At 48.9% G+C, this 18,704-nt stretch carries 15 protein-coding genes and 1 pseudogene; 12 read left to right on the forward strand and 4 right to left on the reverse strand.

Going from position 1 to position 18,704, the window contains the following annotated elements:
- Positions 1 to 47 precede the first annotated feature (47 nt).
- Positions 48 to 1,169: pseudogene (locus CSR02_RS17050) on the reverse strand (cation:dicarboxylate symporter family transporter).
- Positions 1,170 to 1,638: 469 nt separating this feature from the next.
- On the opposite strand from CSR02_RS17050, the gene CSR02_RS12240 reads away from it, so the two are divergent.
- The 7 genes from CSR02_RS12240 (at position 1,639) to CSR02_RS12270 (ending at position 8,725) form a co-directional block, all read left to right on the forward strand.
- Positions 1,639 to 2,373 carry a GntR family transcriptional regulator gene (locus tag CSR02_RS12240; protein ID WP_244176986.1) on the forward strand — a complete coding sequence of 245 codons (735 nt, stop codon included), beginning with the start codon at positions 1,639 to 1,641 and terminating at the stop codon, positions 2,371 to 2,373.
- A gap of 113 nt (positions 2,374 to 2,486) precedes the next feature.
- Positions 2,487 to 3,863: an aminotransferase-like domain-containing protein gene (locus CSR02_RS12245; RefSeq protein WP_099541825.1), complete on the forward strand. Its 1,377-nt coding sequence runs from the start codon at positions 2,487 to 2,489 to the stop codon at positions 3,861 to 3,863.
- 51 nt (positions 3,864 to 3,914) lie between these two features.
- Positions 3,915 to 4,229, forward strand: coding sequence for a putative quinol monooxygenase (locus CSR02_RS12250; protein ID WP_099541826.1), 315 nt, complete (start codon positions 3,915 to 3,917; stop codon positions 4,227 to 4,229).
- Positions 4,230 to 4,248: 19 nt separating this feature from the next.
- Complete coding sequence (locus tag CSR02_RS12255; protein WP_183172692.1) at positions 4,249 to 5,457, forward strand: Tm-1-like ATP-binding domain-containing protein; 1,209 nt, start codon at positions 4,249 to 4,251, stop codon at positions 5,455 to 5,457.
- Positions 5,458 to 5,459: 2 nt separating this feature from the next.
- On the forward strand, positions 5,460 to 6,290 hold the full coding sequence (locus CSR02_RS12260; RefSeq protein WP_099541828.1) for a phosphoenolpyruvate hydrolase family protein: 831 nt from the start codon (positions 5,460 to 5,462) through the stop codon (positions 6,288 to 6,290).
- 25 nt (positions 6,291 to 6,315) lie between these two features.
- Positions 6,316 to 7,440, forward strand: a complete 1,125-nt coding sequence (locus CSR02_RS12265) for an SMP-30/gluconolactonase/LRE family protein (protein ID WP_099541829.1) — start codon at positions 6,316 to 6,318, stop codon at positions 7,438 to 7,440.
- A gap of 100 nt (positions 7,441 to 7,540) precedes the next feature.
- Positions 7,541 to 8,725 (forward strand): MFS transporter, encoded by a 1,185-nt coding sequence (locus CSR02_RS12270; RefSeq protein ID WP_099541848.1) that lies wholly within the window; start codon positions 7,541 to 7,543, stop codon positions 8,723 to 8,725.
- A 398-nt stretch (positions 8,726 to 9,123) separates the two neighbouring features.
- Here CSR02_RS12270 and CSR02_RS12275 read toward each other — a convergent pair whose 3' ends face one another.
- Positions 9,124 to 10,017: a LysR family transcriptional regulator gene (locus CSR02_RS12275; protein ID WP_099541830.1), complete on the reverse strand. Its 894-nt coding sequence runs from the start codon at positions 10,015 to 10,017 to the stop codon at positions 9,124 to 9,126.
- Between the two features lie 99 nt (positions 10,018 to 10,116).
- Here CSR02_RS12275 and CSR02_RS12280 point away from each other — a divergent pair, with 99 nt between their 5' ends.
- Both CSR02_RS12280 and CSR02_RS12285 read left to right on the forward strand, forming a co-directional pair.
- Positions 10,117 to 11,271, forward strand: coding sequence for a CaiB/BaiF CoA transferase family protein (locus tag CSR02_RS12280; RefSeq protein ID WP_099541831.1), 1,155 nt, complete (start codon positions 10,117 to 10,119; stop codon positions 11,269 to 11,271).
- A gap of 76 nt (positions 11,272 to 11,347) precedes the next feature.
- Positions 11,348 to 12,469 (forward strand): acyl-CoA dehydrogenase family protein, encoded by a 1,122-nt coding sequence (locus tag CSR02_RS12285; protein WP_208616829.1) that lies wholly within the window; start codon positions 11,348 to 11,350, stop codon positions 12,467 to 12,469.
- A 23-nt stretch (positions 12,470 to 12,492) separates the two neighbouring features.
- On the opposite strand, the gene hutC is transcribed toward CSR02_RS12285, so the two are convergent.
- Complete coding sequence (hutC, locus tag CSR02_RS12290; protein WP_244176988.1) at positions 12,493 to 13,221, reverse strand: histidine utilization repressor; 729 nt, start codon at positions 13,219 to 13,221, stop codon at positions 12,493 to 12,495.
- A gap of 100 nt (positions 13,222 to 13,321) precedes the next feature.
- On the reverse strand, positions 13,322 to 14,551 hold the full coding sequence (gene hutI / locus CSR02_RS12295; RefSeq protein ID WP_099541833.1) for an imidazolonepropionase: 1,230 nt from the start codon (positions 14,549 to 14,551) through the stop codon (positions 13,322 to 13,324).
- Between the two features lie 154 nt (positions 14,552 to 14,705).
- On the opposite strand from hutI, the gene CSR02_RS12300 reads away from it, so the two are divergent.
- The 3 genes from CSR02_RS12300 to hutU all read left to right on the forward strand — a co-directional run bounded on the left by CSR02_RS12300 (position 14,706) and on the right by hutU (position 18,700).
- On the forward strand, positions 14,706 to 16,079 hold the full coding sequence (locus CSR02_RS12300) for a formimidoylglutamate deiminase (protein WP_099541834.1): 1,374 nt from the start codon (positions 14,706 to 14,708) through the stop codon (positions 16,077 to 16,079).
- 30 nt (positions 16,080 to 16,109) lie between these two features.
- Positions 16,110 to 16,904 carry an N-formylglutamate deformylase gene (hutG, locus tag CSR02_RS12305; RefSeq protein WP_042788212.1) on the forward strand — a complete coding sequence of 265 codons (795 nt, stop codon included), beginning with the start codon at positions 16,110 to 16,112 and terminating at the stop codon, positions 16,902 to 16,904.
- 98 nt (positions 16,905 to 17,002) lie between these two features.
- Entirely contained in the window at positions 17,003 to 18,700 is a 1,698-nt protein-coding gene (gene hutU, locus CSR02_RS12310; RefSeq protein WP_099541835.1) for a urocanate hydratase, read from the forward strand.
- The last annotated feature ends 4 nt before the right edge of the window (positions 18,701 to 18,704 follow it).

Raw genomic sequence — 18,704 nt, forward strand, 5'->3', positions numbered from 1 at the left:
GGGATCCTGTGGGATGACTGAATTCTACAAAATGACCCAAAATTGCCTCAAGTGTGAGAAATCCGCGTCGAGAGGGTTGCAGTCAAAATAACAATAGCCATGCCAGGAACACCGTGTGCACCTTTGGATGTTAGCAAGGCCGTAAAAATTACAGATAGAAGCTCTTTCCAGCTGAGTGCAACATGCGCAGCTTGGGACAAAAACAGGATTGAAAGACCAATATAAATGGATAAGGCATCAAGATTAAAAGAGTACCCGGCAGGTATAACAATACCAACTGTTTTGGATCCTACACCCAAGTTAATAAGTTTTTTCATAATTGCAGGCAAAACAGCATCGGATGATGTTGTTGCCAGGACAATAAGCATTTCTTCCTTAAGGTAGGATAGGAGAGAAAATATATTGATTTTACAAAAAACTTTTAGTGTAAAACCAAGTATTATAAAAACAAAAAACAATACCTATATAAAATAGATTATAAGAAATTTCAGAAGCGGTATTATGGAAAACAAACCATAATGACCGATTGTGTAACTGGTTGCACCAAAAACACCAAGAGGCGCAAGCCGGATAATAAATCCCATAATCTGAAAAAGAATACTGCCCAAAGAGTTTACAAAGCGCACAACTGGTTCTGCTTCTTTGCCAGCCAATACCATGGCGCATCCAAATATCATGGCAAAAACAACCACCTGAAGAATGTCATTTCTGCCAAATGCGTCGATTGGATTGAGGGGGATAAGATGCAAAAGAAAGCTTGCAAAGCCTCCGTTAAGCGTTTTGCCTGCAACGGGAGGTGTCTGCGCTGATTGTTGAATGGGTAATGTTAGGCCAGTGCCAGGCTGAAAGATAACTGCTGCTAGTAAACCAAAACCCAGAGCAATAGAGGTCATGATTTCAAAATAGCTAAGGGCCTTTACTCCCAAACGGCCAATAGTGCGAAGATTTCCAGCGCCTGCGATACCCTGCACAAGTACGCAAAAGATAAGTGGAGCTGAAATCATTGAAATAAGTTTTAGAAAGCAATCGCTGAAAATATGGAAATTCTGCGCAATGTCAGGAAAAAAAGTTCCGGATACAAATCCTAGCACAGTCATAAACACGATCTGTGCAAATAGAAATTGTCCAGAAAGAAACTTCATAATGCCTGATATCCCCATCGAAAACATTTTTCGAAATAGAGAGAGTTGCCACAATACAAAAGGTCAGATGAGCTTGTATGCAAACTGATCTAACAACTGTTACGTAATCGGAATCATTGATTGCATACAAGAGAAAAATAATCCGAAACCGAAATAATTTTGGAATAAGATATGCAGGTTGTGGCAAAGGAAGGAGGTTTTTGAAAGAGTTAACTATATGATATTTATGAAATAATTTATGTTCTAATGTTGATATTTCTGATCAAGGAAAAGGGTATGCAGATAAAATTAAAAATATTTCATATACGGATTGAAACAAGATTATATTGACATATGAGAGTGCGCCTTCTTGAGTATCAGATTGGAGCCATTGGAGAAGGTTATACGGCACATCATGTTCGAGCAGAATCTGAAGGCGTGTGTGGTGCTAGAACAATATGTGTAATTTTTATTGTTCTAGATGCCTCGAACCTTTGCTGTGTTATCGAGAAAGTTAATGGCGCAAACAAAAAAAATAGATAAGCAAGCGAATCTGGTCAGTCCTGAGGACGGTGACATTCGTCATCATGGTATGATCGAAGATCGTATCATTTATGCCGCTTTAGCTGGCTATATTAAGCCCGGTGAACGCTTGGGCGAAAAAGAAATGTCTGAAATTTTTGACGTTTCCCGTACATTGGTGCGTGAAGCCATGATTCGTTTGCAAGCGCGCGGCATAGTGGAAGTTCTGCCGCGTCGGGGCTGGTTTGTGATCGAACCGACGATAGAAGAGGCACGCCAGACTATTAATGCACGTCGTGCCTTGGAAGTAGGCATGCTTGTAACGGCAGACAAAATATCTTCGGAACAGATTGCAATATTACGCCAACATGTCATGGCGGAAGAGGAGGCGCTTGCTGCAGATGACAGGGCGAGAAGAAGTTACCTTCTAGGTCATTTTCACGTCTGTTTGGCTGAAACAGTCGGGAACGCTGTGTTGGGGAGCTTATTGCAAGATCTTACAACACGCACTGTTCTTATTGCGGCCTTATATCAATCTACCCACGATGCACATGAATCATGCACGGAGCATGCTGAAATTATAAATGCCCTTGAAATGGGTGATCCAGATGAAGCTGCAAGGCTTATGGATGTGCATTTGCGGCACGTTGAAAAAGCGCTGAATTATCGTGATATAACAGAACGGGTAAAGAATTTACGGCATGCTTTACGTAATGGGCCATCTTCGTAAAATTTAGCTTTCGTTCCGTAGGTATTTCTCATTTGATCTGCAATGTTTACGGCGAATGGTAATCAGGAGTTACGTTTGACGTTAAACTTTGAATTCCAAGATGAGAGCTGATTATGCGCCTTCAATCGTCCTGGCAGCCATATCTGGTGGATGGCAAAGCTTCTCCAGCGGAACGATTGGCAGAGGCGATAGGAAAGGACATTCTTTCCGGAAAGCTCAAGGTAGATGAGCGTCTTCCTGCCCATCGGGATCTGGCATGGCGGCTGAGGATTGGTGTTGGTTCCGTAACGCGCGCCTACGCTATTCTGGAACGGCGTGGGCTTGTGCGTGGCGTGCATGGGCGCGGGATGTTTGTTGCTGTAAGGCAGGAAAATCCCGAAACTAAATTTGATCTTGCCACAAACATGCCTCCACCAATGTTTAGTGACAGGGCGCTGGCCAGCACGCTTACGCGATTGGCGAAACAGGTTGATCCGGATTTATTCAATGTTTATCCACCAGTCGCAGGTCATCTCGAACATCGCCGCATCATGGCGCACTGGCTTTCGGGTTTGGGAGTTGACGTTGCTCCAGAAGGCTTGCTTTTAACATCAGGCGCCCAACAAGCATTAAACGTGGCTCTTAATGTGGTCCGTCCCGCTGTGAGATACGCCATAACGGAGGAGCAGACTTATCCGGGCATGTTGGGGGCAATACATCAAAGTCGTTTGCCTGTGCATGCCGCCATGATGGACGCAGAAGGCATTCTTCCCGCCGCCTTGGGTGACATTTTGCGACGTAACCGACCGGAACGTGCTGTCGTTTATCTGACACCGACTATGCATAACCCAACCACGGCCACAATGGAGTTACAACGACGGCAGGATATTGTGTCTCTTTGCAAAAAGTTTGATGCCTTGATTATTGAAGATGGTGTGTATGTTGCTGGACGTGATCCTTCCCGGCCGTCCTTTATGGAGCTGGCTCCAGAACGCACTTTTCATGTGAGTAGCCTCTCAAAGATTCTCAGTCCGGGACTGCGCATCGGTGCATTGGTTCCGCCTGCCCGGTATGTAGAGGAGTGTTTGCCCGCGTTGCTCGCATCTTCATTGATGATCGCGCCGCTTTCCTATGCCATGATGGCGCAATGGATGGAGAATGGAACAGCGGAAAGTGTACGTAATGCACTCCATCGCGAGGCTCTTCGTCGTCAGCAACTTGTGGTTTCTAATTTGCCCGAAGTGGTTAAACCTCGTTCTCATGCCTTTCATGTATGGCTTCCCATGCCCGCAGAGCAAGCTGCCCGTGTAACGGAGCACGCGCGTCATCTAGGCGTTAATCTTCCTTCTGTAACGTCTTTTCAGGCAATGGATGCACCCAGTAATACAGGTGTCCGTCTTGCGTTGGGGAATGTACCATTCCGAAAAATGCCTGAAGCTCTCAAGCGTATCCGGTCAGCTTGTCTTCTTGTGCGGGGAAAAGTGTCACATGACACTATACCGATATACTGAAAGTGTCTCTTTCGGTTAGGCTTCCGCCAGATCACTGGTTGGAAGAAGACAATGCATAAAAGTTCCCAAGGTGTTACGGTTGTTGCGTCCTTTCATCTTAAAGAAGGTCATCTCGATGCAGTTCTACCCGTTGTGGCTGCGTGCATAAAAGCATCACGGCAGGAAACGGCCAATTTTTCCTATATTTGCCGCCGGGATCTGAATGATCCGCAGCATTTCGTATTCATAGAGCAGTGGCAAAGTGTGGCTGCCATACACGAACATGAGCAGCAACCACATTTTCTTGCCATGAAGGCGGCGTTTGAAAAAAGTATGGATGGTCCGTTAACCGTAACCATGCTCGAAAATATCGCTGCTTTTTCTTGACGATCAAGTGACGCAAATCGTGATACCGCATGTCTATCTTCTTGGAACCGTTGATACGAAATCTGATGAATTAATCTATCTATGTTCGGTTCTGGAAAAAAATGGTGTTCAGCCCCTGATCGTGGATGTCAGCACGAACATGACGCCGGCTTCTGCGAATATAGAGATATCAGCACAGACAGTTGCTGCATGTCACCCTGATGGTGCAACAGCCGTTTTCTGTGGAGATCGTGGGCGAGCGATTGCAGCCATGTCTATAGCACTCGAACATTTCCTGCCGGGGCGGGCAGATATAGCCGGAGTAATTGGCATTGGTGGTTCTGGAGGTACGGCCATTGTTGCGCCCGCTTTGCAGGCCTTGCCAATCGGATTGCCGAAAATCCTTATTTCCACTGTAGCTTCCGGCAATATCGAACTATATGTGGGGGAATCTGATATTGCGATGGTTTATCCGGTTGTGGATCTGCAGGGTCTGAACCGTATTTCCCGAGTGGTTCTCGCCAACGCGGCCAATGCCATGGCAGGTATGATCCGTCATCGTTACATACCGCCTTCGCAAAGTCACCCAGCACTTGGTATCACCATGTTCGGCGTGACCACGCCATGCGTTACAGAAGCGATGCATGTGCTGGAGCATGATTTTGAATGTTTGGTTTTCCACGCGACAGGATCAGGCGGAAAATCAATGGAGCGCCTCGTCGCGCAGGGTGTTATTCAAGGTGTTCTGGATATTACCACAACAGAGTTCTGTGATTTCGTTGCAGGTGGTATTTTCCCTTGTGAGGTTTCCCGCCTTGACGTTATTGCACGAACAAAGGTGCCATATGTCGGAAGTTGCGGCGGCCTGGATATGGTCAATTTTGGTGCGATTGAGACAGTGCCGGAGCGTTATCGTGATCGCGTTTTTGTGCAGCACAACCCATTTATCACCCTCATGCGTACAACGCCGGCAGAATGTCGGCAAATAGGACGCCTGATCGGCGAACGTCTTAATCGTTGTGATGGTCCTGTTCGATTTTTTTATCCAGAAGGTGGGTTTTCACAACTCGACCGTCCTGACCAGCCTTTTTACGACCCAATGGCCGATGAAGCTTTCCGTGATGTGCTTCTTGCAACCTTGCAACAGACATCAGATAGACGTTTCATCAGTTTACCGTTTGCCATTAACGATCCTTCCTTTGCTCAGGCAATGGCGGAAGAACTTATCCAGATTTTTAAGGAGAATTAAGCATGCCTCGGATTGAACGCAGTGCCATCCTTGCGCGTTTGCGCGGGTTGATCAAGGAACGTAGGCCGATTGTCGGCGGTGGCGCAGGAACCGGCCTCTCGGCAAAATGTGAGGCTGCAGGCGGGATTGATCTGATTGTCATCTATAATTCTGGCCGTTACCGTATGGCCGGGCGTGGGTCTTTGGCGGGGCTTTTGGCCTATGGTAATGCCAACCAGATTGTTATGGATATGGCGCGTGAAGTTCTGCCTCTCGTGCCGAATACACCGGTTTTGGCTGGTGTTAACGGTACTGATCCTTTTGTGGACTTCGATGTCTTTCTTGACGATGTGCGCCGGGTTGGGTTTTCCGGTATCCAGAACTTCCCTACAGTTGGGCTGATTGATGGAAACTTTCGCAAAAATCTTGAAGAAACTGGTATGAGCTACAGCCTTGAAGTGGATGTGGTTGCCCGGGCGCGGAAGAAAGACCTGCTGACTACGCCTTACGTTTTTGATGTTGAGCAGGCGCGGGATATGGCGCGTGCTGGAGCCGATATTCTGGTTGCCCATATGGGGTTGACGGTAGGGGGAAGTATTGGTGCCGAAACAGCTTTTACGCTTGAGGATTCCATCAAGCTTATCAACGAGATTTCTGATGCTGCGAAAAGCGTGCGTGATGATGTAATTCTTCTCTGTCATGGCGGTCCAATCGCAATGCCTGCTGATGCACAGAAAGTATTGGATGCATGCCCGGAGTGTCACGGGTTCTATGGTGCTTCCAGCATGGAACGTCTGCCTGTTGAAAGCGCTCTCGTTGAGCAGACCCGGACTTTCAAGGCCATGACACGGTAATATATGCCTCACGCAGGAGCGTTCCATGCAGATTTCACGACGTGTCTCTTTTGTCGCTGCCCTGGTTCTTGCAGTTGGCGTAGCAAACCTAGCCGCACGTGCACAGTCTGTTTCCGCTCCTGTGCTACGGACGGTCTATTCGTCCAACCGTATCATGAATGCGGTGACCACCACTGATACAGGCCATGTATTCATGTCCTTTCCCTATTGGGGTGGCGGAGGACAGGGGCCGACGGTAGGGGAATTGCTGCCAAATGGTACCATGCAGCCTTTCCCAGATGCGGCATGGAATAACTGGGCACAGTCGCACGATGCACTGCATAGCTTTGTGCGTGTTAACGCTATCCGCATTGGTCCGGACGGACTGCTCTGGGTTGTGGATTCCGGTGAAGCGAATGTGGGAGGAAAGCCTAATCCTGCTCATGGCGCGCCGCCAAAACTGGTCGCTTTCGATCCGGTTACCAGACATCCTGTGCATCTGATTGTGCTTCGGCAGGGGACAACACAATACAGCTACGTGGATGATCTGCGCTTCCATAATAATACGCTGATCCTGACCGATGCGGGCGATCCTGCCCTAATCTTGGTCGATCTTCGTAATGGTACACAACGGCGTGTTCTGTCGCATCGCCCATGCGTTACTGATGAGCGTCCGATGCGTGCTGAAGGACATATCCTGATGACGGGCAATCGTGAGGCGCGTGTCCATGCTGACCAGCTTGAAGTGTCGCCAGATGGAAAGATACTTTATTTTCAGCCAAGTTCGGGTCCAATGTGGAAAGTCGCAATGGCAGACCTTGAAAATACGTCATTGACCGATACCCAGCTTAATGCGCGCGTGAAGCTTTTTTATGATACACCAACAACGGGCGGCACCGCGATTGACGGTGACGGTAATCTCTACGTTTCAGACGTCGATCGTCTGCGTATCCTGAAAATCACATCAGACGGAAAAGCTACAGTTTTCATTGCCGATCCGCGTCTTGTCTGGGCAGATGCAATGTGGATTACGGCTTCTGGCTCCTTATGGATTCCTGCGATCCAGCTCAACCGGACAGCAACGTTTCAACGTGACGGTATCTCTCGCGTCAAACTGCCCGTCAACATCTATGCCATTGATGCTCATCTGAAACCTTCCCGACAATACTGAGATTATCAGAAGGAGTTTTTGTGCCCTTCGGCGTCTCTACTATACCGAATGCAATGCTTCATCATTTCACTGACCTCTTGTCATTTAGTGAAACATGGATGTGACAAATAATTCATTCCATCTATCCACAGCGCTGACATGTGTTTTTGCCGCTGTGTGTGGACTGACAGTTGCGAACATTTATTATGCACAGGCACTGATTGGACCGATCACCCATGAATTTGTGATTGCGCCGAGATGGGCTGGAAGTGTCGTAACTTTGACACAACTTGGTTATGGGGCAGGGTTGTTTCTGATTGTTCCACTTTCTGACCGATCAGAGAACAGACGACTTATTTTACTGACGGTGGCTGGATTGGTCCTCAGCCTTGTCGGGGCTGCACTCAGTCAGTCTGCAGCTATTTTTATGCTGTGTTCGGTTGCAATCGGTCTTTGTTCCGTGGGGTCGCAGATTCTTCTGCCATTGGCGACACATTTTGTTGCTCCTGCCCTGCGTGGGCGCGTTATCGGCAACATCATGGGCGGTTTGATTACCGGTATTATGTTGTCTCGTCCTCTGGCCAATGCCATTGCGGCAACCTTCGGCTGGCGTGCCGTTTTCTGGGTTTCAGCAGCAATGATGACTCTGCTAGGCGGCATTCTATGGCGTATGCTGCCAGGTTATACACCACAGCAACGTTTGTTGCCTTATCGCACGCTACTCTGGTCCATCGGACACTTACTCATTGAGTATGCTCCGTTACGACGACGCATTATATATCATGGGATTCTTTTTGCGGTATTTAACATGTTCTGGACGGCTGTTCCCCTGTTGTTGCATGAGCGTTTTGAACTGGGACAAAGTGGGATCGCGCTCTTCTCTCTGGCAGGAGCAGGAGGTGCTCTGGCAGCACCGCTGGCTGGTCGGCTGGCGGATGCCGGTTATACACAGATGGCGACATGGAGTGCGATCAGTGTAATTGGGCTTGCCGCCTTTGGGTCGGAATGGGCAGTCAGAGGTGGCCATCTCATTCTGCTCGCAGTTATGGCACTTTGTCTCGATGCTGGCGTGCAGACCAATCATATCGTCAGTCAGCGGGTGGTTTTTGGTTTGAACGATGCAGCCCGGGGCCGGTTAAATGCAGCTTATATGACGGCAGTTTTTTTCTGTGGCGCTATGGGGTCGTCCAGTGGCGCCGCATTGTTCAGCATTTGGGGTTGGCCGGGATTTGCTATTGTGGCAGCTTTGCTTTGTCTCATGGATCTGGTGATGTTTGCAGTGGAATCCTTGCCGTCACGAAAATAATAGACTTGTAGCTCTATTTTCTAATGAGCTGCTTCAGCAGACGGTCATAGGTACCATCTCTCAGGGCATACTATTGGCGGATATGTGCCAGAACTTTCAAATCAACTTGTTAGGACGATAAGTTACAATCCATTTACTCAATTTAGATTTGCCAACACCAGGATATGAAGAAATACACGTCTGAGGCAAGTGGCTGTTCAGCGCAATCCTGATGGCTTCGTATTGGAAATCTTTTTTATGTTTTAGAGAATTATACGCGCAGATGACCGACGCTAAATCGTTATAAGTTCAATTTATTGATGTTCTCATAAGTTACCGAATACCACCAGCATATCAAAAGACATTCGGCAGTCTGGATGAGCTGAGTAGATTTAAAAAACAGTCACGCAATTTATAAGTTATAGCGCATTATCCAAAATGGCTTTTTTTATGGCCAAGCCAAGCAGCCCTGTTTCTTCCTCATCAGGAAGAAGAAGGCATAGTTTTTGTGGACGAATATTTTTTAATGGAATTTCAATAATCTCTTTTCCTGTATAACATTGTGTGGTTTTGGGGGCAGTAGTTAATATGGAATACCCAAACCCATGCGCTACAAGAGTGCGCACCGTTTCTATGGAACCGCTGCGATAGGCTATACGGGGTTGAATGTCATTATTATGAAAAATGGAAAGGAAATATTCTACGCTGTGGGGTAAATCCATAAGAATATAGGGTTCATAGGCAACATCATGTAAGTTTATTTCTGTTGTATTGGGTTTTAAAAAGGGATGGTTGGCAGCAAGCAAAAGGTAGGGTGTCAGTTCCATAACAGGCAAACGTTTGGCTTTTACTGTGCTGGGTATATCGTAAAGCACAGCCGCGTCTAGTTGTCCGTGGGCAATTCCTTCTTCCAATAAATGAATATCACCTTCAGTAAAAGAAATATTGCAGTTGGGGAAATGTTCTTGCAGGCTTTTTATAATATAAGGTGCATATAAGGGTGAGAGTGTAGAAAGAAGGCCAATCTTGATTTGTCCATGAAGCCCAGTTTTTCCATCTGTATAATTTAAAATCGATGCTTTTTTAAATAAGGACCGTGCTATGACCGCACGTCGCTCACCCGCTGTCGTTAATGTGAGACCACGTGAATGGTGACGAAGGAATAAAACCTCACCCCAGCATTCTTCCAGATCACGAATGGCTTTGGAAACAGCTGGTTGGGATACATTAGCCGCAAGACTTGCCGCAACAGTACTTCCGGTATCTGCTACAGCAAGAAAATATTCCAGTTGCCTAAGGGTAAAAGAGATCATCAAAAGTTATCTAGACGATAAAAAGATATTATTTCTTTTTATCGATGGTGAGATTTAAAGTCAATTTAAATAGAAAACATAATTCCCAAAGGATCAGATATGTCAGACAAATTACCGAATCTGCCATTGGCGGGGGTCAGAGTGGTAGATTTTAGCCGCGTTTTGTCTGGTCCCTATTGTACTGCTCTTCTGGCAGATATGGGGGCGGAAGTTATTAAAATTGAATCGCCTACAGGTGATGACTACCGACATGTCGCACCGTTTAAAAATGGAGAAAGTGCTCTTTTTACACAGGTTAACAGAGGCAAAAAAAGTGTTGTTGTTGACCTGCGTACGCCAGATGGACAAAAAGCTGTCAGGCATTTGGTCTCAACTGCAGATGCTGTTGTTGAAAATTTTCGTCCAGGTGTTGCCTCCCGTCTTGGTGTTGGGTGGGATGATCTGAAAAGTGTTAATTCTTCCCTTGTATTTTTGAGTATATCCGGTTTTGGCCAGACGGGACCGTGGGCGCATAAAGCTGCGTATGATGTGATCATTCAAGGGTTATGCGGTCTTATGAGCGTAACGGGCCAACCCGATGGTCCTCCCACACTGGTAGGCGAAGCCGTAGCGGATGTTGTGGCCGGGATGTTTGGTGCGTGGGCCCTTACAACTGCGTTGTTTGAACGTGAGCGTAAAGGGGGGAGGGAAGCACCTGGGCGTTATATTGATCTTTCCATGTTTGATTCCATGCTTTCCTTCATGGTTACATCCACAACGGCCAGCCTTTTCACGGGAGAGGTGCCAATGCGTGTTGGGAACAGGCACCCTCTCTCGGCACCATTTGGATGTTATACGGCGCTGGATGGATATTTTTCTCTTGCTGTTCTGAACAAAAAGCTTTTTTCAAAACTTTGCAAAGTTATTGGTGCGGAGCATTTGTTAAGTGATGAACGGTTTGCAACAGACTTATCCAGAAGCACGCATGAAAGCATTCTGCGAGACTACATAGAAAAATGGTCTGGAGCGCGAAATGTAGCGGAGATTGTTTCTGTTTTTGAGACGGAAGGAGTTCCGTGCGGACCATTGTTGAATGTTGTTCAGGCTCTTTCATCAGATCAGGCTGAGGCCAGAAATATTCTTGTGCCTGTGGAAGATCGGCGTTTGCCACAGCAACATCTTGTACGTCAGCCTGCTGTTTTCAGTGGGGTAGTACAAACATCATTAAGGCGTGCCCCTAAATTGGGTGAGCATACGCGTGAATTACTCTCCTAATTATAAAAGTTATTTATTTTTAAATAGTAATGGGTTTCCAGAGGGTTCTGAAATGGTTTTTTGCACTAGAGTTGGCTTGACGGACGATGATAAAATTCTTGCTGAAATGCTTATGCGGTTTTCGCAGGAAAAGTTGGCACCCATGGCCGCCATTCTAGATAGAGATAATCTGTCTGCGGCTTGCCATCTTCCAGCTTTGGCTGAACTGGGGCTAACAGGCATTAACGTGCCTGAAAAGTTTGGAGGTGTTGCGTTAAAACCTGCCAGTATTGTTCTGGCTATCAGTATTATCGCTCAAGGGTGTGCGGCAACGGCTTCCATGCTTGGGGCGCATTTTTTAGGTACGGATGCCCTGTTGCTGGGTGGCAATGATGCGCAGCGAGAACAGTTCCTCACACCTTTGGCACAAGGCAAAGGGCTGGCTGCATTTGCCTTGACAGAGCCAGGTTGCGGTTCAAACCCGGCAGAATTGACAACTTACGCGATGCGCGAGGGCGATTACTATCGGATAGTGGGGGGCAAGCAGTTTATCTCCAATGCAGAGGAAGCAAGAACAATTATTGTTTTTGCAAAAACGGATAAAAATCTCGGTAACAAAGGAATTTCTGCTTTTATTCTACCGCGTGATACGGCCGGACTCGTGATTGATCGGGCAGAAAACCTGATGGGTATTCGGGGAGGAAAGGCCTATGCCTTAACATTGGATTGTCGTGTGCCTGCCAGTAACCTGTTAGGGAACGAAGGTGATGGCTTTAAACTGGCCATGAAGGTGTTGGATAATAGCAGGCTGGATGTTGCGGCAACCTGTCTGGGTATTGCGCAGGCAGCATTTGCCTGTGCAACGGAGTGGACAAAGGCACGTATGGTTGGCGGCAAACCGCTCAATATGCGTCAGGGTGTGCAATGGACGCTGGCGGATATGGGATGCCAGTTGGAAGCCGCTTGGGGGCTGACATTGCAAGCTGCTTATTTAAGGGCATGCCAGCAGCCATTTACAATGGCTGCATCAATGGCAAAGCTTTTTGCAAGCGAGATGGTTAACTTTGTGACAGACCGGGCATTACAGTTACATGGCGGCTATGGCTACACGCAGGAACTGCCGTTGGAACGGTTTGTGCGCGATGCGCGGATTATGCGTATTTATGAAGGTTCGTCTGAAATTCAGAGAACAGTCATTGGACGCTTAATCGCAAATTAAATATATATCTTTTGATAGATGTATTAAATTTGATAGCGACCACCCAGACTATAGCGGTTACCAGGGTAGGTAAAAATACCCTTCATCACTGTTTTACCTTGAACCCAGGTGCGGCGTACTAGCTGAAGGCAGGCTGTTGTGGGTTCATCCAGTTCCAAAAGATGCTGGAGTTGCTCATCTGGTGTAATGGCAAAAATAACATGTTCCATTTCATCAGGCCGGGAAATGTGCGTTAGCAGCCGATGTGGGTGCAGGGTTGTAAAGTCCTGCTCCAGATAGTCTGGCACAAAATGGGGGGAAACGTAACGCTCTTCCACCTGAAGGGGAATATCATCTTCAAAATGCACAATAACGGAGTGGAAAAGTTTGGCGCCCGGCCGTTGGTCGAACGCCATGGCCAGATCAACATCTGCCCTTACGGCTTCCAGTGTGACCAGCTTTTGTGTGTGCACATGCCCTGCAGCTATAATGTCATCGGCAATATCATGGAGTTCAAGAAGGGTAGCGCGTGGCACGGGTTTGGCCACAAAAGTTCCCACACCCTGTGCACGGGTGACGAGGCCCTCGGTCATGAGTTCCCGTAACGCCCGATGTACTGTCATGCGTGATACACCAAGGGTATCAACCAGTTCACTTTCAGAGGGCAGTCGCTCCCCTATGCTCCATTCCCCTCGGTTAATACGGTCAATAATGTACTGTTTGACCTGTTCGTAGCGCAGTTGGGGGCGAGCAGCTGTGGTGGTTGGCATCATGGACTGGTCCTTCGGGCGGCCTTGGCGTGCAATTAAATTATGGGCCTTTTATTATCCTGTATAGATGTAAGGTATTCCAATCCCTTTTTTGGGGGGATGGTTAGTCGGTTTGGCCTTTAAACACACGGGTGGATGGCGTAACACCTCCAATCCAGTACGAAAGTTCGTGCGGCCCCGATACAGGCCAGAATGTGATGTCAGCGGAGTAGCCTTCCCGCAGGAATCCGATCTCGCTGTGCATGTTAAGTGCCTGTGCGCCAACAGATGTTGCGCCATGCAGTGCTTCGGCCGGGGTGAGGCGCATAAGAGTGCAGGCCATGTTCAGGATGGTTGTCATATCCAGTACAGGAGACGTGCCGGGATTGCAGTCCGTGGCAAGCCCCATTGGCACTTTATGCATCCTGAACAAATCGATCGGTGGGAGTTTGGTCTCACGGATAAAGTAGAAAGCTCCAGGCAGCAGCATGGCAACCGTGCCTGCTGTAGCCATGGCTTTTACACCGGTCTCATTTGCATATTCCACATGATCTGCAGAAAGTGCCCTGAAGCGTGCCGCCAATGCGCAACTGTTACTGTCCGACATTTGGTCCGCATGAATGCGCACCGGCAGATTCAGCTTGGTGGCGGCTTCAAAAATGCGTTCCACCTCCTGAGGTGAAAATGCAATGCTTTCACAAAAAGCATCAACGCTGTCTGCAAGTTTTTCTTCGGCTACACGAGGGAGCATGTCTTCGATAAGGGCTGTGACATAGGCATCCTGACGGCCTGAATATTCAGGTGGCAGGGCGTGCGCTCCGAGAAAAGTTGTATGAACCCGGATAGGAAGGTGTTTTTCCAGAGCGCGACCTACGCGCAGGAGCTTGAGTTCGTCATGCAGGGTCAAACCGTAGCCAGATTTGACCTCAATTGTTGTTGTGCCGCCAGCAATCATACGTTTAGCGCGTTTTATGGCCAGCTCCAGCAGTGCTTCTTCTGATGCCGCGCGGGTCGCGCTGACTGTGGCGTTAATGCCTCCACCCTCGCGTGCAATCTGTTGGTAGCTTGTCCCTTCCAGACGCCGTGCAAATTCATTACTGCGGTCACCTGCATAGACAAGATGAGTATGTGCATCCACCAACCCCGGGGTCGCCCATTGGTGGCCCATGTGGTGGACCTGTCTGGCAAGATTTTGGGGTAAATCGGGCAGGTCTGCGGCAGATCCAACCCATACAATTTTACCATCCTGCGCGGCTATGGCTCCATTTTTTATGCACCCGTATGGGTCTGACCGGGTGATGTGCGAAGGGGCCATAGTGGCCAGATGAACGTCCGTCCAGAGTGTATCCCACATGGCTTCCTGCTTTGCTCTGTGTATGAGATACCATACAAAGGTATATACAAATAAGTCAAATCCGTTATGATTCCAAAATAACAATAGCAAGACTCTGCTGTTGGCGATTCAGCCAGAAGTAGAGTGCAACACAAGCTGACATGGACTGGGTTGTATGACCGAACTTTTTGTGAAGCAGGCTTTTCTTGCAGATGGATGGCACAAGAATGTTTCGTTGGTCGTGGAGGAAGATGGTACTTTTTCCTCCGTTCGTCCCAATACCCAGCCTTCTGCCGGAGCAGAAAGGCTGGGCGTAGCTGTGCCTCCCCAGATCAGTCTGCACTCTCATGCTTTTCAGCGTGGTATGGCCGGTCTGGCAGAACGTAGGCAAACACCGTCCGATACATTCTGGACATGGCGTAACCTTATGTATCGGCTGGCGGGGCAGGTAACGCCAGAACAGATGGAAGCCATAGCAGCATTTTTATACATGGAAATGCTGCGTGCTGGTTATACGCAGGTTGCGGAGTTTCATTACCTGCATCATGACCAAAAAGGGTGCGTTTACGAGAACCCGGCTGAAATGGCGTTACGCATTGCATCCGCCGCCCAGACTTCTGGTATTGGTATTACAGTTTTACCAACGTTGTACATGTATTCAGGGTTTGGTGGACGTCCGTTACTGGATGAGCAGAAACGTTTTGCGACAACACCAGAGCAGATTGCGGATATTATACAGGCCGTGCGGCAGCAAGGTGAGCGGAATAGCCTGATATCTGCTGGGTTGGGTTTGCATTCCTTGCGAGCGGTGGATATGGCGGATGTCAAGCGCCTGACACAGGACAAGACCTTGAAAGGGCCGGTGCATATTCATATCGCAGAACAGGTTGGGGAAGTAGAACAGTGCCTTGCTGCAACGGGGCAGCGGCCAGTGAACTATCTGTTTGAGCATGCACAGGTTGATGCACGCTGGTGTCTGGTGCATGCAACGCATCTGGCGCCTTCGGAAGTCACACAGATTGCACAAAGTCAGGCTGTTGCAGGGCTTTGCCCGATTACGGAAGCCAATCTGGGTGATGGCTTTTTTCCGCTTGTTCCTTACGTGGCACAGAAAGGTCGTTTTGGCATTGGGTCAGACAGTAATGTGTTGATCAGCCCAGCAGAAGAGTTACGTCTTTTGGAATATGGCTTGCGTCTGTCTGCACAAAGCCGCTGTGTGGCTCTTCCGCAAAATACACTGGGGTCAACCGGTGGCTGGCTTTATCGGCAGGCACTTACAGGCGGGGCCCAATCTTGCGGCCTAGCGCAATGGGGGTTGGTTGAAGGCGCGCGGGCAGATCTATGTGTGCTGGATATTGGACGCCTGCCTCTTCCTGATCTGGAAGGTGACGCTATTTTGGATGCAGCACTGTTTTCTGTTCCTGCCCTGCCGGTCAAGCATGTGATGTGTGCAGGTGCGTGGCGCATCAGAGATGGCCGACATCCGCAACAGGAACAGTTGACGCAGCAGTTTCATAAGGTTGTGCGCACACTTTTTTCTGAAATTTAAAGAATGGAAAGCAGGAAAGGTCGGGGTCAGATGGAAGCCGTTTATTCCTTTACACCTGGTGATGCACCGGTTCTTGTCACGCTGCCACATGCTGGGCAGCTTCTGCCCGCAGGTCTTGCAAACCGCATGACCGCGCATGGAGCCACCCTGCCGGATACCGACTGGTATATGGAAACATTATATGCTTTTGCACAAGATTTGGGCATTGGTGTTTTGCGTGCCAATTACTCACGCTATGTAGTGGACCTTAACCGTGGGGCCGATGATGGCATCCTTTATCCCGGACGGCCAAGCACAGGGCTTGTGCCACATCTGACTTTTTCGGGCTTACCCATTTATCAGGATGATCAAATTCCTGGTGAGCAGGAAGTGGCGGAGAGAACCAGCCTGTTCTGGAAACCGTATCATGCACGGATCGAGCAGGAGCTGGCACGTTTAAAAGATAAATGGGGGTGGGCTATTTTGTGGGATGGCCATTCCATTGCCTCAAAAATTCCCCGTCTGTTTGAAGGGGTTCTGCCAGACCTGAACTTTGGTACCAATATGGGGGCTTCCTGCGCATCAGAACTGGCTCAGGCGTTGGTCGCGCAGGCAGGCACATTGCCTCATTACACGCATGTGCTGGATGGGCGTTTCAAAGGTGGTTATACGACTCGTCATTATGGGAGACCGGATCAGCATATTCATGCTGTGCAGCTGGAACTTGCACAAACGACCTATCTTGAAAACGAAAATGATCCGTGGCCTTTGAACACCTCAAAAACAGAGATTTTAAAGCAGGCTTTGGCTCAGTTTTTAAAGTGTGCACTGGCTTTTAGGCCATAAGACGAAAATAGGTGAACTTTTTAAAACATTACTAATTGACAACGAAAATGTTCGACGCCTAAATGAACGTATATACAAGTATGAACAAGGGACTGAAAATGAGTGACGCATCCGCAGTTTCCAACAATCGCCTTGCCAATGATCGCGTGATTCGGTCTCCAACCGGGCCAGAAAAATCAGCTAAAAGCTGGCAGACAGAAGCTGCTTTGCGGATGCTGATGAATAACCTGGACCCGGAAGTGGCTGAACGCCCATCTGAACTTGTTGTCTATGGTGGCATTGGCCGTGCAGCCCGTAATTGGGAATGCTATGACCAGATCGTGCGTAGCCTGAAGGATCTGGAAGACGATCAGACCTTGCTTGTACAGTCAGGTAAGCCAGTTGGCGTTTTTCGCACTCACCCCGATGCGCCGCGTGTGCTGATTGCCAATTCCAATATTGTGCCGCATTGGGCGAATTGGGACAAATTTAACGAACTCGATCGTATGGGACTGATGATGTATGGCCAGATGACCGCCGGTTCATGGATCTATATCGGTTCGCAAGGGATTGTGCAGGGCACATACGAAACTTTTGTGGAAATGGGTCGCCAGTATTACGGCGGTAACCTCAAAGGTCGTTGGATCCTGACAGGTGGTCTGGGCGGTATGAGCGGGGCGCAGCCACTTGCCGCTGTTATGGCAGGTGCATCCATGCTGGCCGTGGAATGTGAACCGAGCCGGATTCAGAAGCGTCTGGACACGGGTTATCTTGACCGGCGTGTTGATACGCTGGACGAAGCTCTGGACCTTATTAACGCTGCCTGTGCAAAAGGTGAGGCTATTTCCGTCGGGCTTTTGGGGAATGCGGCAGACGTGTTCCCAGAACTGGTTCGCCGTGGCATTCGCCCAGATGCCGTAACGGACCAGACATCTGCACATGATCCGCGCAATGGGTACCTGCCTAAAGGCTGGACACTGGAAGAAGCGGAGCACAAGCGCCTGACCGACCCGGCCGCTGTGGAAAAAGCCGCGCGTCAGTCTATGCGGGATCATGTGGCAGCCATGGTGGCTTTCCACCGTATGGGTATTCCTACATTCGACTACGGTAACAATATTCGCCAGATGGCCTTTGAAGAAGGGCTGGAAGACGCTTTTGCTTTCCCCGGTTTTGTGCCTGCCTATATTCGCCCGCTTTTCTGCCGCGGTATTGGCCCGTTCCGCTGGGCGGCGCTGTCTGGTGATCCAGAAGATATCTACAAGACCGATCAGAAAGTTAAAGAACTATTACCAGACGATGTACATCTGCATAACTGGATGGATATGGCGCGTGAGAAAATTCAGTTTCAGGGGCTGCCTTCCCGTATTTGCTGGGTAGGTTTGGGTGATCGCCATCGTCTGGGGCTGGCATTTAACGAAATGGTGGCTAAGGGCGAGCTGAAAGGCCCGATCGTGATTGGTCGCGATCATCTGGACAGTGGTTCTGTTGCCAGCCCGAACCGGGAAACCGAAGCCATGCGCGATGGCAGTGACACTGTTTCCGACTGGCCCTTGCTCAATGCGCTTTTAAACACTGCATCCGGGGCAACATGGGTATCCCTGCACCACGGTGGTGGTGTTGGCATGGGCTTCTCGCAGCACTCGGGTATGGTCATTGTTGCTGATGGCACGCCAGAGGCTGCCCGCAAGCTGGAACGCGTATTATGGAACGACCCCGCAACAGGTGTGATGCGTCATGCTGATGCCGGATACGATATTGCTGTGGCTTGTGCCCACGAAAAATCCCTTGATCTGCCAATGATTACGCGTGGAGCCTGAAAAT

The sequence above is a fragment of the Acetobacter pomorum genome (assembly GCF_002738225.1).
Lineage (GTDB): Bacteria > Pseudomonadota > Alphaproteobacteria > Acetobacterales > Acetobacteraceae > Acetobacter > Acetobacter pomorum.

Excerpts from the sequence above, each read along its gene's own strand:
- hutU (WP_099541835.1), top strand. The coding sequence starts at position 17,003 with ATGAGTGACGCATCCGCAGTTTCCAACAATCGCCTTGCCAATGATCGC.
- hutC (WP_244176988.1), bottom strand. The coding sequence starts at position 13,221 with ATGATGCCAACCACCACAGCTGCTCGCCCCCAACTGCGCTACGAACAG.
- CSR02_RS12265 (WP_099541829.1), top strand. The coding sequence starts at position 6,316 with ATGCAGATTTCACGACGTGTCTCTTTTGTCGCTGCCCTGGTTCTTGCA.
- CSR02_RS12260 (WP_099541828.1), top strand. The coding sequence starts at position 5,460 with ATGCCTCGGATTGAACGCAGTGCCATCCTTGCGCGTTTGCGCGGGTTG.
- hutI (WP_099541833.1), bottom strand. The coding sequence starts at position 14,551 with ATGTGGGATACACTCTGGACGGACGTTCATCTGGCCACTATGGCCCCT.
- CSR02_RS12275 (WP_099541830.1), bottom strand. The coding sequence starts at position 10,017 with ATGATCTCTTTTACCCTTAGGCAACTGGAATATTTTCTTGCTGTAGCA.
- CSR02_RS12245 (WP_099541825.1), top strand. The coding sequence starts at position 2,487 with ATGCGCCTTCAATCGTCCTGGCAGCCATATCTGGTGGATGGCAAAGCT.
- CSR02_RS12250 (WP_099541826.1), top strand. The coding sequence starts at position 3,915 with ATGCATAAAAGTTCCCAAGGTGTTACGGTTGTTGCGTCCTTTCATCTT.
- CSR02_RS12240 (WP_244176986.1), top strand. The coding sequence starts at position 1,639 with ATGGCGCAAACAAAAAAAATAGATAAGCAAGCGAATCTGGTCAGTCCT.
- CSR02_RS12280 (WP_099541831.1), top strand. The coding sequence starts at position 10,117 with ATGTCAGACAAATTACCGAATCTGCCATTGGCGGGGGTCAGAGTGGTA.
- CSR02_RS12300 (WP_099541834.1), top strand. The coding sequence starts at position 14,706 with ATGACCGAACTTTTTGTGAAGCAGGCTTTTCTTGCAGATGGATGGCAC.
- hutG (WP_042788212.1), top strand. The coding sequence starts at position 16,110 with ATGGAAGCCGTTTATTCCTTTACACCTGGTGATGCACCGGTTCTTGTC.